15 protein-coding genes, 4 tRNA genes and 1 pseudogene are annotated in these 16,392 nt (G+C 60.0%); 6 read left to right on the forward strand and 14 right to left on the reverse strand.

Annotated elements, in window-relative coordinates:
- The 6 genes and pseudogenes from ACM6HV_RS01020 to ACM6HV_RS01045 all read right to left on the reverse strand — a co-directional run.
- Positions 1-1,169: pseudogene (locus ACM6HV_RS01020) on the reverse strand (type IV secretion protein Rhs); the annotation flags it as partial.
- Between the two features lie 246 nt (positions 1,170-1,415).
- Complete coding sequence (locus tag ACM6HV_RS01025) at positions 1,416-1,814, reverse strand: sel1 repeat family protein (RefSeq protein WP_414903040.1); 399 nt, start codon at positions 1,812-1,814, stop codon at positions 1,416-1,418.
- Entirely contained in the window at positions 1,815-2,186 is a 372-nt protein-coding gene (locus ACM6HV_RS01030; RefSeq protein ID WP_003223109.1) for a hypothetical protein, read from the reverse strand.
- Positions 2,183-2,524 carry a helix-turn-helix domain-containing protein gene (locus ACM6HV_RS01035; RefSeq protein WP_145593414.1) on the reverse strand — a complete coding sequence of 114 codons (342 nt, stop codon included), beginning with the start codon at positions 2,522-2,524 and terminating at the stop codon, positions 2,183-2,185. The genes ACM6HV_RS01030 and ACM6HV_RS01035 overlap by 4 nt, the downstream gene beginning before the upstream one ends.
- Before the next feature lie 113 nt (positions 2,525-2,637).
- Positions 2,638-3,093, reverse strand: coding sequence for a YkvA family protein (locus ACM6HV_RS01040; RefSeq protein ID WP_041071886.1), 456 nt, complete (start codon positions 3,091-3,093; stop codon positions 2,638-2,640).
- Positions 3,094-3,393: 300 nt separating this feature from the next.
- On the reverse strand, positions 3,394-4,110 hold the full coding sequence (locus ACM6HV_RS01045) for an FKBP-type peptidyl-prolyl cis-trans isomerase (RefSeq protein WP_007966725.1): 717 nt from the start codon (positions 4,108-4,110) through the stop codon (positions 3,394-3,396).
- Positions 4,111-4,380: 270 nt separating this feature from the next.
- Here ACM6HV_RS01045 and ACM6HV_RS01050 point away from each other — a divergent pair, with 270 nt between their 5' ends.
- Together ACM6HV_RS01050 and ACM6HV_RS01055 are read left to right on the forward strand one after the other, a co-directional pair.
- Positions 4,381-6,189 carry a di-heme-cytochrome C peroxidase gene (locus ACM6HV_RS01050; protein ID WP_414903043.1) on the forward strand — a complete coding sequence of 603 codons (1,809 nt, stop codon included), beginning with the start codon at positions 4,381-4,383 and terminating at the stop codon, positions 6,187-6,189.
- The gene (locus ACM6HV_RS01055) at positions 6,186-7,349 is read left to right on the forward strand and encodes a catalase family protein (RefSeq protein WP_414903045.1); all 1,164 of its coding nucleotides are present in this window, start codon (positions 6,186-6,188) and stop codon (positions 7,347-7,349) included. Before ACM6HV_RS01050 ends, ACM6HV_RS01055 begins: the two co-directional genes overlap by 4 nt.
- 200 nt (positions 7,350-7,549) lie before the next feature.
- Here ACM6HV_RS01055 and ACM6HV_RS01060 read toward each other — a convergent pair.
- The 4 genes from ACM6HV_RS01060 to ACM6HV_RS01075 all read right to left on the reverse strand — a co-directional run bounded on the left by ACM6HV_RS01060 (position 7,550) and on the right by ACM6HV_RS01075 (position 8,092).
- Positions 7,550-7,626: transfer RNA gene (locus ACM6HV_RS01060), tRNA-Asp, on the reverse strand.
- 19 nt (positions 7,627-7,645) lie between these two features.
- Positions 7,646-7,721 (reverse strand) — tRNA-Val (locus ACM6HV_RS01065).
- 199 nt (positions 7,722-7,920) lie between these two features.
- Positions 7,921-7,997, reverse strand: a tRNA-Asp gene (locus ACM6HV_RS01070).
- A 19-nt stretch (positions 7,998-8,016) separates the two neighbouring features.
- Positions 8,017-8,092 (reverse strand) — tRNA-Val (locus ACM6HV_RS01075).
- Positions 8,093-8,251: 159 nt separating this feature from the next.
- Here ACM6HV_RS01075 and rdgC point away from each other — a divergent pair.
- The 3 genes from rdgC to sugE all read left to right on the forward strand — a co-directional run bounded on the left by rdgC (position 8,252) and on the right by sugE (position 10,720).
- A complete protein-coding gene (rdgC, locus tag ACM6HV_RS01080) occupies positions 8,252-9,172 on the forward strand; it encodes a recombination-associated protein RdgC (RefSeq protein WP_047600223.1) in 921 nt (306 codons plus the stop codon).
- A gap of 148 nt (positions 9,173-9,320) precedes the next feature.
- Complete coding sequence (locus ACM6HV_RS01085) at positions 9,321-10,286, forward strand: bile acid:sodium symporter family protein (RefSeq protein WP_414903048.1); 966 nt, start codon at positions 9,321-9,323, stop codon at positions 10,284-10,286.
- Positions 10,287-10,405: 119 nt separating this feature from the next.
- Positions 10,406-10,720 carry a quaternary ammonium compound efflux SMR transporter SugE gene (gene sugE / locus ACM6HV_RS01090; RefSeq protein WP_007962927.1) on the forward strand — a complete coding sequence of 105 codons (315 nt, stop codon included), beginning with the start codon at positions 10,406-10,408 and terminating at the stop codon, positions 10,718-10,720.
- Between the two features lie 97 nt (positions 10,721-10,817).
- Here the strand turns inward: sugE and ACM6HV_RS01095 are convergent, their stop codons facing one another.
- The 4 genes from ACM6HV_RS01095 to ACM6HV_RS01110 form a co-directional block, all read right to left on the reverse strand.
- Complete coding sequence (locus ACM6HV_RS01095) at positions 10,818-12,692, reverse strand: MFS transporter (protein WP_414903050.1); 1,875 nt, start codon at positions 12,690-12,692, stop codon at positions 10,818-10,820.
- Positions 12,693-12,789: 97 nt separating this feature from the next.
- The gene (locus ACM6HV_RS01100; protein ID WP_414903052.1) at positions 12,790-13,941 is read right to left on the reverse strand and encodes a TDT family transporter; all 1,152 of its coding nucleotides are present in this window, start codon (positions 13,939-13,941) and stop codon (positions 12,790-12,792) included.
- A 105-nt stretch (positions 13,942-14,046) separates the two neighbouring features.
- Positions 14,047-14,358, reverse strand: a complete 312-nt coding sequence (locus ACM6HV_RS01105; protein ID WP_108182101.1) for a cupin domain-containing protein — start codon at positions 14,356-14,358, stop codon at positions 14,047-14,049.
- A gap of 52 nt (positions 14,359-14,410) precedes the next feature.
- Positions 14,411-15,598, reverse strand: a complete 1,188-nt coding sequence (locus tag ACM6HV_RS01110) for an MFS transporter (protein WP_414903055.1) — start codon at positions 15,596-15,598, stop codon at positions 14,411-14,413.
- Positions 15,599-15,689: 91 nt separating this feature from the next.
- Here ACM6HV_RS01110 and ACM6HV_RS01115 point away from each other — a divergent pair, with 91 nt between their 5' ends.
- Positions 15,690-16,232, forward strand: coding sequence for a TetR/AcrR family transcriptional regulator (locus ACM6HV_RS01115; protein WP_414903057.1), 543 nt, complete (start codon positions 15,690-15,692; stop codon positions 16,230-16,232).
- Positions 16,233-16,392: the final 160 nt, after the last annotated feature.

Here is a 16,392-nt window from a genome sequence, read left to right on the forward strand (position 1 = left end):
ACGCTGTCGCCGTTGGGGTTTTTCGCTTGTTCCGGCGAGTCGTCGTGATGCTCGTTTTTCTTCAGGGCGGCATTGCGCTTCGCATCCCAGCGCAACTGCATGCGACCCTTTTTAACGCCGGCGGCAATGCCCCGCGCGGCGACGGTTTTGTACTGGTCGACGTAATGGATGAACGTGTTGACGATGCCGAACATCGCCTTGACCAGACGTTTCACAACCGTGAGCAGCTGGGCGGCGCGATCCGCCAGACGTAGCGTCAGATAAGCGATCCCTGCGCCAGCCCCGACGAATGTCAACACCACGCTGATCAGCACATCGAGCAGCACCTGCACGATCATCATCGACGCCGTTTCAGCGGTTTTGCCGACGATCTGGCTGGGCGGCAGCATCTCCAGCCAGAGACTCGCACTGCGCAGCAGCAAACACAGCGCCGCCTCATCGCTGACCAGCAACTGCAGCTTTTGCATGACATCCGGAGCCGATTCTGCGAGGCGGATCAGATCGGCCGCGCCGCTTCCAAGGCGATCGGCAAACGCCGCTGGATCCTGCAGAATCTCCGACAGCATGCCGATGCTGTCCCACACGCCCTCGATCGCCGCCCAGCTCCCGGCGAGCATGCCGTTGCCCGCCGCGGTCGCCACCGACTGTGACCACTGCGGCTTGAACCCCTGCCACTCGCTGCGCAGCCAGCCTTCCAGATTGCCGGTCAAGCCGTCGTAGGACTTGAACAGCGCCTCGATCTGCTCCGAGGTAACGTCGCTGTGCACCTGCACGCGATAGAACTTGCCGGGCGTCCCGGTGAATGCTCCCCGGCCTTGCGCATCAAGTCCGACGGGGAAGATTTGGCCATCATCCACCGCCACCACATCGACCACGATGTCGCCCAGCGGAATGTCGTACACCGACTCGAATTTGCTCTCGATCGTCAGCACCCCGCTTTTCGGGCACTGCACGACGCCGGAGGCAAACTCACTGTCTCCTGTGCTGACAGCGGTGATGCGATCACCGAAACGGATGATCCGCTCCATGCCCATCAGCGACGGCAAATCCGCCGCATGGCTGACCTGATCGGCCGCTCTGCTGAACCAATGTTCAAGCTGCTGGCGATAGAGGCTGAGGGTGTCGGGAAAGCTGTCGAGTTCCTGCTCGATACGGCTGACGGCTTCCATCAGCGCACGCAACGATGCGGGGTGGAATGAAAAACCGGGTCAAACATGAGCGTTCCCTCGCGCAAAAATTAGGCGCGGGGACTTTGCGGGGGATCAATCAGGAAAGAAGTCAGGCGAGTAGGCTTTTGCTGTAGGACTATTCTGCAAAGGACTGATTACTACAAAACGTAGGGCGATAAACGCAAACGTGGCGTGAGGTTTCCCTCACGCCACGTTTATCCAACGATACAAAATGATTTACTGGGTTTAATCCCGAGCGCTCAACTCTTTGAGTTTGAGCTCGGCTAACGGGTGGCCGGCCTTGGCGGCCAGCGTCCACCAGCGCGCCGCTTCTGTCGGATCCGGCGCTTTGCTCGGGGTACCGGCCAGGCTGATCACGCCAACCTGATAAGCCGCTTTGCCATCGCCGGCGAGCGCCGCCAGACGCAACAGTCGCACACCCTCTTCGCGGGCGCCCAGGCCAACACCGCGAAACGTCAGAATGTGCCCATAAAAGCTTTGCGCGCCGACATCGCCCAGATTGGCCATGCGCGCAAACTGCCCTTCGAGCCAGCGCCAGCCTCTGGGCTGGCGGACGAACCACGACCAGTGAAACAGCCTGCGGGCCAACCAGTAACTGGCCGACGCCTTGAGTCGAAAGAACACTCAGGCCTCCGCCGATTCCGGGTACTCGTATTCGAAGACCCTGACCACTTCCGACGCATGCCAAGAGGCAGCCGCGACGCCATCGGATGGCCCGGAAAAACGCCCGAGACGTTCAACGCACTCAAAAAAACCGGTTCGAGGCAAACGGCTGGCCCCTTGGCTGATCACCAGCGAGCTGCGCAATGGCTGCTCGGCCTTGGCGTCCAGTGCAGCCAGATGCTCAAGTGCCGCGGTCAGCGTCTGCATCGCCGGCGTCGGCAGTTGCAAACGTTCGAGCAAGGCTCGATAGGTCAACAGATGGCGCTGCCTGCGCGCCTGATCCAGCTCCCCCAACAATCCGTCCCAATGTTGACGACTGATGCGTACGCTCACGATTCATCCCTCCAACCCGGCACCGTCAGTTCCCAGGCCAGGCTGCGGCGAATCGCGGCGTCAGGTTGACGCTCGCCGCTTTCGATCATGGCCAGATAAGACGGGCTGATGCCTACCGTGCGGGCCAGCGCCTCGATGGCGATGCCCTTCCCTTCGCGCAAACTGCGTAGTTGATCCAGACCTGGAAGAATCGGGTCTGGCGCTGCGGCGGCCGGCGCTTGCGCCTGCTGCTGCGGTATGTCGTTGATGCCTGCTGCTTTCAGTAGAGCCTGATACTGGCCCCATGGCAGAACCGCGTATTCGGGTTCGCCATCGCGTGCAATTATCTGAATATCCATGACTACCCCGTAGGACAACAACACTTAGCGAGTCGGCACTTTTCCCTAGAAGTGTAATCCTAACAGCGGCCAAGGTCGCGGGGGGGTATCAATCTGCCTGCAGACGAGGTGAATCAGGTTTTTTTCGGGCCCTGCAGTTGAAGTTGCTCGGGGGTATCGGGCAAACGCTCGACCACTGCGAGCTTTTCCGGCTGTTGTCGATTGCGCCAGAGCCGGAAGGCAGCGAGTTCGTCGTCGAGGGTTTTCATTAGCCAGGCGAGAACAGCAATGTCATCGAGCATGCCGAAGACGGGGATGAAATCCGGGATCGCGTCTACCGGGCTGAGGAAATACATCAACCCTGCCACCACCGAAACGATGGCTTTCGGACTGATCGCCCGGTACTCGCCGCGCCAGTAAGCCAGACACAATGCCTGGAGCAAGCGCAGATCATCCTTGAGCTTGCCCAGGCGATTACCTTGCGCAGCGCCCTTGCTCGCCACGGCGAACAGCAGAGTCGGCAGCCGGCCACGCGCTAGCAGGCGTCCCGCCAGAGGCAGAAACCGGGCGAAATTCCACGGCGCTTTCATCTATTTCTCCCGTTGAAATGTTATCCACACAAATTGTGGATAACCTTGTGAACAGAGCTGCATTTCAGCGCTGAGAGCCCCGTTTCATAAGGGCTTCGCTCAGATCGGGCGTTTTTTACTCACATAAAAAAACCCAATATTTCATTGACTTGGCGGCTCGGGACGTCTACCCACGGCGGCCTCAATCTCTAGGACTGCTGCCAGCGGCATCCGTTCGCTCTGTTTACCTGCGCCATCCTTCAGATGCAACAACGCCCCGCATAAGCGAGGCGTTGTTGGCGAAGCCGTTACCGATGCCTGTTACTTGGCAGCGGCGTCTTCTTTGGCTGGATCCTTGATGGCCAGCAGTTCCAGGTCGAAGACCAGAACCGAGTTGGCCGGGATTGCCGGGCTTGGCGATTGCGCGCCGTAAGCCAGATCGCTAGGGATGTACAGTTTGTACTTCTCGCCAACGTGCATCAGTTGCAGACCTTCAACCCAACCCGGGATCACGCCGCTGACCGGCAGATCGATCGGGCTGCCACGTTCCACGGAGCTGTCGAACACGGTGCCGTTGGTCAGCTTGCCGGTGTAGTGAACAGTCACTACGTCGGTCGGCTTGGGCTGTGGGCCGTCGGCTTTCTTGACCACTTCGTACTGCAGACCGGAAGCGGTGGTGGTAACGCCAGGCTTCTTGCCGTTTTCTTCGAGGAATTTCTTGCCGGCGGCTGCCGACTCTTCGCTCATCTTGGCCATACGCTCTTCGGCACGCTTTTGCAGCGCGGCGAAAGCTTCGACCAGTTCTTCGTCTTTCAGCTTCTGTTCTTTCTTGCCGACGGCATCTTCGATGCCCTGGGCTACCGCTTTGGAGTCCAGATCATCCATGCCTTCCTGAGCAAGGCTCTTGCCCATGTTCAGGCCGATACCGTAGGAAGCTTTTTGCGCCGGGGTTTTCAGCTCTACGCTGGTCTGCGAATCACAACCCGCGAGGACCAGGCTAACCAGGGCTACCGCCGCCGCCAACCGATGCTGTTTCATGCTATTTCCTTGTTCATGCGCCGAAAGGGCAATCGAGTAAAGCCGCGAGCTTATCAGGCCGCCACGACCAATGGCTACCGGCATGAGAGCAGGAAACGTCCGATAAGTTCAGGGATTAAAACGCATTCGGGCAAAGCGACGATGAAGCTTCTGTCATCTCGGCCTGACAAGGACTGACGAGACTTCCTACGACAGTTGGCGTAATGGCCACTTGCCGCACCTGCAACAGCTGAGGCATAACAACGCAACAACTCGACAAGGATGTTTATCTTGCGCCTCTTATTCCGTGTGCTGACTCTGATCGTGGTACTGCTGGGCCTGATCCTGGCCGTGATTCTGTACTACGTCGCCAACCCGAAACTGCCCTTCTATACCCCGGCCCAACAGGTGCATTACCTGCAACAGTGGAGCGAGGAGGAGCGCCAGACTTACTATTTCACCCCGCAAGGGACACAGGTCAAAGGCCTGCGCTATGAATGGTTCCAGGCGCTGGAACTGCCCTTCTCGCAGCAGCGTTTCGCGTCCCCGGAATACCTTGCACGCTTCGGTTTTCTGGTTGATCCGCAGCAGAAAGCCACGCCAAACAACCCCGGCAATCTGCCGGTCGGCTTCGCCCGCCACCCGAATCCCGGCGGCACCGAGCAATACCTCGATATCACCTGCGCCGCCTGCCACACCGGTGAATTGCGCTTCAACGGCCAAGCCGTGCGGATCGACGGCGGGTCGGCGCAGCATGTTTTGCCTTCCAGCGTTCCTACGTTGCGCGGTGGCAGTTTCGGACAGGCATTGGTCGCCAGTCTGGCCTCGACTTACTACAACCCGTGGAAATTCGAACGCTTCGCCAGAAATGTTCTGGGCGATGGCTACGAGCTGCGCCGCGAGCAACTGCGCAAAGACTTCAAGCAATCGCTGAACACCTTCCTCAAAGTCGCCTGGAACGATACCCATCGCGGCCTCTACCCTACCGAAGAAGGCCCGGGCCGCACCGACGCATTCGGCCGCATCGCCAACGCCACCTTCGGCGACGCGATTTCCCCCGCCAACTACCGCGTGGCCAACGCCCCGGTCGACTACCCGCAACTGTGGGACATGTGGACCTTCGACTGGGTGCAGTGGAACGGCTCGGCCCAGCAACCGATGGCGCGCAACATCGGTGAAGCATTGGGCGTCGGCGCCACGCTGAATTTCTTCGACAGCAACGGCCAGCCGCTGCAAGGCGATGCGCGTTATGCATCGAGTGTGCGCGTACGCGATCTGCACACAATCGAGGAAACCCTGCAACGCCTGCAACCACCAGCCTGGCCGGAAGATGTCCTGGGCGCCATCGACAAAACGCTGGCCGCCAAGGGCCGCACGCTGTTTGCCGAAAACTGCGCCGGTTGCCACGTGCCGCGCAAGACTCAGGAAGGCGAGCGCTGGGTGCAGCACTTGCACATGTTGCCAGTGGACATGATCGGCACCGACCCGAATGCCGCGACCAACATTGCCAATCACCGTTTCGACCTGACGCCGCTGCAATGGGACCCGAAAGAACTTGAGCAGATGGATGTGAAGTTGCATCCGACGCCCACCGAACCACTGGATCTGAGCCAGCTATCGGTGGCCAAGGGCCTGGCCTATGTCACCGCATTCGTCGAGAACCGCGCCTATCGCGAGGCAGGGGTCACCGCGCAGGAGAAACCGCAACTCGACGGCTTCGGCCTGCCGATCGGTGTGCGTGAAAAGGTTGCCTACAAGGCCAGGCCACTGGCCGGTGTCTGGGCCACCGCGCCGTTTCTGCACAACGGTTCGGTGCCAAGCCTCTACCAGTTGCTGTCGCCGCAGGATGAGCGCGCGACGACTTTCTATAAGGGTTCGTTCGAGTATGACCCGCGCCATCTGGGTTATCGCACCGAAGCCTTCACCAACGGCTTTTTGTTCGATACGCGAATCACCGGCAACCACAACAGCGGCCACGAGTTCCGCGCTGGCGAGCGCGGCAATGGGGTTATCGGCCGCCTGCTGCAACCGGAAGAACGCTGGGCCTTGCTGGAGTACCTGAAAGTATTGGGCGGGCCATTGGAGGCGCAACTGCCATGATGATCAACTCGTACAAAAAACCCTCCCTTCTCGCCCGCCTCTGGCTGTGGCTGGGTCGACTGCTGGGCAAAACCCTGCTGGCCCTGCTGATTGTCGGCCTGCTGGCCTGGGCGATCGCGAGCACGTGGTTCACCTGGCAACACAGAGGTCCGGTGTCGGCGCAGGAACAGATTCCCGCCGGTGAAGCGGCCATGACCCAGGACGTCATCCAGACCGCCGTGCGCATCGTCGATCAGCACCGCGAAGGCACGCGCTACCTGCGCGATGCGCATGCCAAGGCCCATGGTTGCGTGAAAGCTGTAGTGACGGTGCTGCCGGAACTGACACCAGCGCTGCGCCAAGGTGTTTTCACCGAACCGGGCAAAACCTGGCAGGCGCTGATTCGCTTGTCCAATGGCAACGCCTACCCACAGTTCGATAGCATCCGCGACGCCCGGGGGATGGCAATCAAGCTGCTCGATGTCCCCGGCAAGCAGCTGCTCGGCGACCGTCAGGTGCGCCGTGAACAAGACTTCGTGATGTTCAGCCACCCGAACTTCTTTGTCAGCGATGTCGCCGAGTACCGTCAGAATGTGGCAGCTCAGGCTGACGGCAAAAAAATCATGGCGTTTTTTCCCGGTTGGGATCCGCGCACCTGGCAGATACGCCACCTGTTCATCGCCCTGGCGACCCTGTCACCGCCGCCGGACAGCCCGACCGCGACCACCTACTTTTCGGTATCGCCTTACAAATTTGGCGAGGCCAATGCGAAGTTTCGGGTTGCGCCGGATCCGGACAACTGCCCGACCTACGCACCGCCCGCGCAAAATCACGACCTGCCGAATTTCCTGCGCAGCGCCTTGAACCAACAACTGTCGACAGATCGGGTGCCAGCATGTTTTGTACTGCAGATTCAGCGCCAGGACGCGAACAAGTACATGCCGATCGAGGACACCAGCATCGAGTGGCGCGAGCAGGATTCAGCGTTCGAAACAGTGGCACGGATCACCCTGCCGGCGCAGGACTTCGACACGCCAGCGCTGAATCTGGCATGCGACAACCTGTCGTTCAATCCGTGGTTTGGTATCGAGGCGCATCGGCCGATTGGCGGGATCAATCGCTTGCGTAAAGCGGTGTATGAGGCGGTGAGCGATTATCGGCACAGTCGCAATGCCGAATAGTGACAATTCCTCTGTAGGAGCTGTCGAGTGAAACGAGGCTGCGATCTTTTGATCTTTAAAAGCAAGATCAAAAGATCGCAGCGTGCCGCAGCTCCTACAGAGAAGATCGAGTGATTTCACAAATCGCAGACAGCAAAAAGCCCGCACTCGGCGGGCTTTCTGTGGTGACCTGGCGTTCAGTGGGTCCAGGTGACCGAATATGGCGCAGCGGACGGGACTCGAACCCGCGACCCCCGGCGTGACAGGCCGGTATTCTAACCGACTGAACTACCGCTGCGCGAAACGCTTGAAACGAATGGTGGGTGATGACGGGATCGAACCGCCGACATTCTGCTTGTAAGGCAGACGCTCTCCCAGCTGAGCTAATCACCCTTCGCTTCGTTACGGGGCGCATTATGCCACAAGTTTTCGTAAAGTGTTGATTTAATTGAAGTTTTTTTCAAATAAATCCGAAAACCGGTGAAACGACACAAACCCGATGGAACAAGGTACAAACGTGAGACAGAAAAAAACCCGCTTCAGCGGGTTTTTCCGTGGTGACCTGGCGTTCAGTGGTCCAGGTGACCGAATATGGCGCAGCGGACGGGACTCGAACCCGCGACCCCCGGCGTGACAGGCCGGTATTCTAACCGACTGAACTACCGCTGCGCTAAACACTTGAAACGAATGGTGGGTGATGACGGGATCGAACCGCCGACATTCTGCTTGTAAGGCAGACGCTCTCCCAGCTGAGCTAATCACCCTTCGCTTCGGTGTGGCGCGCATTCTACGGAGCGACCCAACCTCTGGCAAGCACTTTTTTAATTAATTTTCTCAGGCCTTCCAAAGGCTTAGAGAAGGGTTGGCCTATGCCACGGCGAAGACAATAATGCCCCCCTTTGTATAAAGGAGAGACTCACCCCATGTGGTTCAAAAACCTGCTGATCTATCGCCTGACCCAAGACCTGCCTGTCGATGCCGAGGCGCTGGAAACTGCACTGGCCACCAAACTGGCGCGTCCATGTGCAAGCCAGGAGTTGACCACCTACGGTTTCGTTGCGCCGTTCGGCAAAGGCGAAGATGCGCCATTGGTGCACGTCAGCGGCGACTTCCTGCTGATCGCTGCGCGTAAGGAAGAACGTATTCTGCCGGGCAGCGTCGTGCGCGACGCGGTCAAGGAAAAGGTCGAAGAGATCGAAGCCGAGCAAATGCGCAAGGTCTATAAGAAAGAACGCGATCAGATCAAGGATGAAATCATCCAGGCGTTCCTGCCGCGTGCCTTTATCCGTCGTTCGTCGACCTTCGCTGCCATCGCGCCGAAACAGGGCCTGATCCTGGTGAACTCGGCCAGCCCGAAACGCGCCGAAGACCTGCTCTCCACCCTGCGTGAAGTGCTCGGCACCCTGCCCGTGCGTCCGCTGACCGTGAAAACCGCGCCGACTGCGGTGATGACCGAGTGGGTCACCACCCAGCAAGCAGCACCGGACTTCTTCGTGCTGGACGAATGCGAGCTGCGCGATACCCACGAAGACGGTGGCATCGTGCGGTGCAAGCGCCAGGACCTGACCAGCGAAGAAATTCAGCTGCACTTGAGCACCGGCAAAGTCGTCACTCAGCTGTCGCTGGCCTGGCAAGACAAGCTGTCGTTCATGCTCGATGACAAGATGACTGTCAAACGCCTGAAGTTCGAAGACCTGCTGCAGGATCAGGCAGAACAGGACGGTGGCGACGAGGCCCTGGGTCAACTGGACGCCAGCTTCACCCTGATGATGCTGACCTTCGGCGACTTCCTGCCGGCGCTGGTGGAAGCGTTGGGTGGGGAAGAGACTCCGCAGGGGATCTAACCCTGACGAGTTTCAAAACTGTAGGAGCGAGCCTGCTCGCGAATGCGGAGTGACCGTTAACATTTATGTGTCTGACACGCCGCGTTCGCGAGCAGGCTCGCTCCCACAATTGATTTTGTGGTGTTCATTCAATAATAAGGAACACGCCATGCGAGCATTGGCTGCACTGAGCCGCTTTGTCGGCAACACTTTCGCTTACTGGGTTCTGATTTTCGCCGTGATCGCGTTCCTGCAACCGACGTGGTTTCTCGGTCTCAAGGGTGCGATCGTGCCGCTGCTGGGGCTGGTGATGTTCGGCATGGGCCTGACCCTCAAACTCGATGACTTCGCCGCCGTTGCCCGCCATCCGTGGCGCGTGGCTTTGGGCGTGGTCGCACATTTCGTGATCATGCCCGGTGTGGCGTGGTTGCTCTGCCAGATCTTCCACCTGCCGCCGGAAATCGCCGTCGGGGTGATTCTGGTCGGCTGCTGCCCAAGTGGCACCTCTTCCAACGTCATGACCTGGCTGGCCCGCGGCGATCTGGCGCTGTCGGTGGCGATTGCTGCCGTCACCACCCTGCTCGCCCCGCTGCTGACCCCGGCGCTGATCTGGCTGCTGGCTTCGGCGTGGTTGCCGGTTTCGTTCATGGAATTGTTCTGGTCGATTCTGCAAGTGGTGCTGCTGCCGATCGTGCTCGGCGTGGTCGCGCAACGCGTGCTCGGCGACAAGGTGCGCCACGCGGTGGACGTGTTGCCACTGGTGTCGGTGGTCAGCATCGTGATCATCGTCACCGCCGTGGTGGCCGCCAGTCAGGCGAAGATTGCCGAATCCGGGCTGCTGATCATGGCCGTGGTGATGCTGCACAACAGCTTCGGCTACCTGCTGGGTTACTTCACCGGACGTCTGTTCAAGCTTCCACTGGCGCAGCGCAAGTCGCTGGCGCTGGAGGTCGGCATGCAGAACTCGGGGTTGGGCGCGGCGCTGGCGAGTGCGCACTTCTCGCCGCTGGCGGCGGTGCCGAGCGCGTTGTTCAGCGTCTGGCACAACATTTCCGGGGCACTGCTCTCGACCTGGTTCCGGCGCATGAGCGAGAAGCAAGACCGTGAAGCGCTGGCGCAGCAGCCGGCCGACTGACCGGGAAACTTGATCCCCGGATTAATGCTCGGCAGACTGTTGCGCTACGCGGGGACGACCCTGCGGCTCGATCGAGTTATCAATCTGGGGACGGCCCCGTCAATCGATGGAGGTCTCTCATGTCCTGGATCATTCTGTTTTTCGCCGGCCTGTTCGAAGTCGGCTGGGCCGTCGGCCTGAAATACACCGACGGCTTCACCCGCCCGCTCCCTACCGTCCTGACCGTTGCGGCCATGGCCATCAGCCTTGGTCTGCTGGGTCTGGCAATGAAGGAATTGCCGCTGGGTACGGCTTATGCGATCTGGACCGGAGTCGGCGCTGTGGGCACGGTGATTGCCGGGATCATTCTGTTTGGTGAATCGATGGCGTTGATTCGGCTGGCCAGTGTGGCGTTGATCGTGACCGGGTTGATTGGCCTCAAGGTCAGCGCTTAAGCAACTAGCGCTTTCGCGAGCAGGCTCGCTCCCACACTGGAATGTATTTCAAATGTGGGAGCGAGCCTGCTCGCGAAGGGGCCAATTCAGGCAACAACTATCTGACTGCCCCGCGCAACGCCCCCACCAACCCCTGCAATTTCGCCGGTTCCGCAGATTCCACCGCCACCGCCGAACCCGCCACCAACGTCACCCGCGACCACAACCGCTTGAACAGACCCTTGTTCGGATCGCGGCTGAAGAAACTGCCCCACAACCCTTGCAACGCCAGCGGAATCACCGGCACCGGGGTTTCTTCGAGAATCCGCGTCAGCCCACCCTTGAACTCATTGATCTCGCCGTCAGTGGTCAACTTGCCTTCGGGGAAGATGCACACCAACTCACCGTCCTTCAGATACTGGGCGATCCGGGTGAAGGCCTTTTCGTAGATCTGGATGTCTTCGTTGCGTCCGGCAATCGGAATCGTCCCCGCCGTGCGGAAGATAAAGTTCAGTACCGGCAGGTTGTAGATTTTGTAGTACATGACAAAGCGAATCGGCCGACGCACCGCGCCGCCAATCAGCAAGGCATCGACGAACGACACGTGGTTGCACACCAGCAATGCCGCGCCCTCGTCCGGGATCGCCTCGAGGTTGCGGTGCTCGACGCGGTACATGGAATGGCTGAGCAGCCAGATCATGAAACGCATGCTGAACTCGGGGACGATCTTGAAGATGTAGGCGTTGACGCCAATGTTCAGCAGCGACACCACCAGGAACAATTGCGGAATCGACAGTTTGACCGCACTCAGCAACACGATCGAAACGATCGCTGACACCACCATAAACAGGGCGTTGAGAATGTTGTTGGCGGCAATCACCCGCGCCCGCTCGTTCTCGGCGGTGCGCGACTGGATCAACGCGTACAGCGGCACGATATAGAAACCGCCAAAAATGCCGAGGCCGAGAATGTCGACCAGCACCGCCCAGGTATGTGCAAAGCCCAGCACTTCAGTCCAGCTGTGGCCGGTGACGCTCTCCGGGATTCCCCCGGAATGCCACCACAGCAGCAGGCCAAACACGGTCAGACCGAACGAACCGAACGGCACCAGACCGATCTCGACCTTGCGCCCGGAGAGCTTCTCGCAAAGCATCGAACCCAGCGCAATCCCCACCGAGAACACCGTGAGAATCAGCGTCACCACGGTTTCGTCGCCGTGCATCCATTCCTTGGCGTAGGCCGGGATCTGCGTCAGGTAAATCGCCCCGACAAACCAGAACCACGAGTTGCCGACAATCGAACGCGACACCGCAGGCGTCTGGCCCAGACCGAGTTTCAGCGTGGCCCAGGACTGGCTGAAAATGTTCCAGTTCAGGCGCATTTCCGGCGACGCCGCGGCAGCGCGTGGAATGCTGCGACTGGCGAGATATCCCAGCACCGCAATCCCGACAATCGCGGTCGAAACCAGCGGCGCGTAGTGCGTCGAGGACATGATGATCCCAGCGCCGATGGTCCCGGCGAGAATCGCCAGGAACGTGCCCATCTCCACCAGACCGTTGCCGCCGACCAGCTCATCCTCGCGCAACGCCTGCGGCAGGATCGAATACTTCACCGGCCCGAACAGCGCCGAATGCGTGCCCATCGCAAACAGCGCCACCAGCATCAGCGACAGGTGATCGAAGAGGAAACCGACCGATCCGACGGCCATGATCGCGATTTCCGCGAGTTTGATCAGACGGATCAGCGCGTCCTTGGCGAATTTTTCTCCGAACTGCCCGGCCAGCGCCGAGAACAGGAAGAACGGCAGGATAAACAGCAGCGCACACAGGTTGACCCAGATCGAACGGTCACCCTCGATGGTCAGCCGATACAGAATGGCGAGAATCAGCGACTGCTTGAACACGTTGTCATTGAACGCGCCCAGCGACTGTGTGATGAAAAACGGCAGAAAGCGCCGGGTGCGAAGCAGGTTGAACTGTGAGGGGTGACTCATCTTCCGTGTTTCCCTGAGGTCGGTAGAGAATGGCCTGGATCTCCTTATTGGAATCTCGATCGGCGATCCAGGCCACACCTTACCTAAACTTTTCAGGTTATTTCTTCAACCCTGCAATACAAGGTGAGACAAACAGCTCACCGCGCCACGCGCCTTGCACGGTGCGTTTACCGACGATCAGCCACATCACCGCCAGCAGACTCACCAGCACGCAGCCGACCACGCTGAAAAAATCCAGGTTCAGCGTGCTGGCGAGCTTGAGGGTCGCCAGCGAATACACGCCCAGCGGGAAGGTAAAACCCCACCAGCCGAGGTTGAACGGGATGCCGTCACGCAGGTAACGCGCGGTGATCAGCAGCGCCATCAACATCCACCACAAGCCGAAGCCCCACAGGGTGATACCGGCGACCAGCCCTACGCCTGCAGCGATTTCACCGATGCCCGGCAGGCCGTTGGCGGCGAAGATCGCCGGCGCATCGCTGCCCAGCAGCAACATGCCCAATGCACCGGTACCGATCGGGCCAAGGGCCAGCCAGCTCGAGGCGGCCATATTTTCGTGGGGCAGTTTATGCAGCGCCATGCGCAGCAACAGGATGGTCAGAATGCTGAACGCCACGGGCAGGGAAAATGCCCAGAGCACGTAGCTTGTCGTCAGCACCACCAGTTGCGCGTGGGCATCGGCCAGGTGCGGCGCGAGCAAACCGCCGCTGGCCGCCGCCACTTCCGCCGCCACCACCGGTAGCAGCCAGACGGCAGTCATTTGGTCGATGCTGTGTTCCTGACGGGTAAACATCATGTACGGAATCAATACACCGCAGGCCAGCGACATCGCCACATCGAGCCACCACAGCACTTCGGCCAAATGAATCACGCCTTCGCCCCAGCGTGGCAGGCCGAACAGCAGAAAGCCGTTAATGATGGTCGCCAGGCCCATGGGAATCGTGCCGAAGAACATCGATACGGTGGAGTGGCCGAAGATCCGCCGCGCTTCATCGAAGAATAGAATCCAGCGCGCGGCATAGGCGAAGGTAAACAGGCTGAACAACAGAATGTTAAACAGCCACAACCCTTCGGCAACCGCATGCAACCCGGGGATCGCCACCGGCAATTGCGCCAGCGCCAGGGCCAGCACGCCGGTGCCCATGGTTGCGGCGAACCAGTTCGGGGTGAATTGACGGATCACTTCACGCGGATGCTGAAGCTGGCGGAACGGCTTGATACCGGGTTTGGCAGTGTTGGGGCAAATCATCATGAACTCCTGTCCTCAGGTGAGGTTGAGCCCATGGTAGAACCGAATCGAATATCTATATAACGGGTAATTTCTCTATCTGTTATCTACTTTTCAGATAAGCAGTCAAACACTGCCTTCGCTTTCAATTACCAGAATCCGCGCCACCCCCTGCGGATGCGCAACGTGCTCAGTGCCGACCGAGGCGTAGAAAATGTCCCCGACCTCCAGCAGCACCTGCTTTTCTTCGCCCTGTTCGCGATAGTGCATCTGCACTTGACCGTCGAGCACCACGAACACCTCCTCACCGTCGTTGATGTGCCATTTGTATGGCTGATCGGTCCAGTGCAGGCGCGTGGTGATGCCGTTCATGTTGGCGATGTCCAGCGCACCCCAGGCACGCTCGGCGGTGAACGACTTGCTGCGGATAATTTTCATGTGTCGATCCGTGAAAAGAAGGGCCGGCCAAAGGTAGCTGAAAGCGCCGCGCTTATGGAGCGCTGCACACCTTGGCCGCTTGCGGGCGCAGGCTGAGCAACAGCGCGGCGACGGCCAGGACGATCAATCCGGCGCCGTAGCCATCGGTGGCCGCCAACAAACCATAGGCGCGGGTCAAATGCCCGGCCAACAAGGCCGGCAGGCAGAACGCCAGATAACTCAGCGCGTAGTATGCCGACATCAAACCGGCCCTTTCATGCGGCAGGGCCAGCGGCACCAGGCTGCGCACTGCGCCGAGAAACCCCGAACCAAAGCCGCAACCGGCGATCAGTGTGCCGAGGAAAAACAGCGCCAGACTGGCGCTGTGCACGCCAAACAGAATCAGCAGCACGCCGAGGGGCAGCAGACTGGCGCCGATTTGCAGGGCTTTGCCGGCGGGACGATTGCGCAAAGTGAAAATCATCAGCGCCCCGGTCACGGTCAACGCCGAGACGGTCGCGCCGCCGATCAGGTTCGACGTCGAGCCGGTGGCGGTACGCACCAGCGACGGCGCCAGCGAGGCAAAAAAGCCGCCGAGGGCCCAGGTCGCGGTGTTCAGCGGCAGCACACGCCACAAGGTCGAACGCGCCTGAACCGGCACATGCAGGGTCGGCCGTAACGAAGCCAAGGCCCCGGCCTGCGGGGTGACGCTTTCCGGCAGACGCCAGACATACACCGCCTGCAACACAAACAGCGCCAGCAACAACCAGTAAGTCAGTTGCAACGGCGCCGGGGCGAATTCGGCCAGCAGGCCACAGCCCATGCTGCCCAGCGCCATGCCGAGCAACGGTGCGACGCTGTTGATCAACGGCCCTTGCTGGCGATCGGTGTCAAGCAGTGTCGCGCTCAAAACAGCGGTGGCCATGCCGGTGGCAAAACCTTGCAGTACGCGGGCGCTGATCAGCCAGGCAACACTGTCGGCGCTGATAAACAGCAACATCGCCAGCGCATTGAGCAGCAAGGCAGTGAAAATCACTGGTTTACGTCCCAGGTGATCGGACAGCGATCCGACCGTCAACAGCGCCGCAAGCAGACTCAGGGCGTACACGCCGAAAATCAGGGTCAGCACCGCTGCCGAAAAATGCAGTTGATCCTGATACAGGTGGTATAGCGGCGTCGGCGCTGTGGAAGCGGCGAGGAAACTGAGTAAGGTGATCGCCAGGAAAATCAGGCTGCCACGGTTGGAAGCAAGGCTGGTCATGGGCACACTCCGCAAAAGCTAATTTTTTGCTTTTGCGGAGTGTGCGCTCGACTTTGGCTTAAAGCAAATTCTTTGTGTTAAGGTCTGGCGCATGGCTATTAAAGAAGGTTTACGCCCCGGTGGACGCAGTGCCCGGGTGCAAGAGTCGATTCATTCGGCAGTCCGCGCACTTCTGCAAGAACAGGAGCGCAGCAGCGTGACCGTCCCGCAAATCGCGGCGCGCGCCGGGGTCACGCCGTCGACGATCTATCGGCGCTGGGGTGATCTGGCGGCGTTGCTGGCCGACGTCGCCCTCGCCCGCATGCGCCCGGACAGCGAACCGGCGGTGACCGGTGACCTGCGCGGTGATATCCGCGCCTGGGCCGAGCAATATCTGGACGAAATGAGTTCGGAGCCGGGGCGCAACATGATGCGCGACGTGCAGGCCAGCGCCACGCCGGGGTACTGCGTGACGATCATTGGCGCACAGTTGCAGACCATCATCGAGCGTCACCCTGATGAGCCGGCGCCGAGCGTTGATCATCTGATCAATCTGGTGGTGGCGCCGGTGGTGTTCCGGATTCTGTTTTCGGCGGCGGCGCTGGAGGTGGATGAGCTGCATCGGTTGATCGATATCGCACTGCGACAGGACTGACGCTTTCGCGAGCAGGCTCGCTCCCACAGGGGATTGCATTCCAAATGTGGGAGCGAGCTTGCTCGCGAAGGGGCCTGACCGGTCACCCGAGAACCACCCGGTTTCAAAGTGCGACACCCCGCCACGCCACGACCTTGGTCGACACTGACTAACCGCCGCA

It is taken from the genome of Pseudomonas sp. IT-P260, assembly GCF_949768395.1.
Classification (GTDB): Bacteria; Pseudomonadota; Gammaproteobacteria; order Pseudomonadales; family Pseudomonadaceae; genus Aquipseudomonas; species Aquipseudomonas parakoreensis.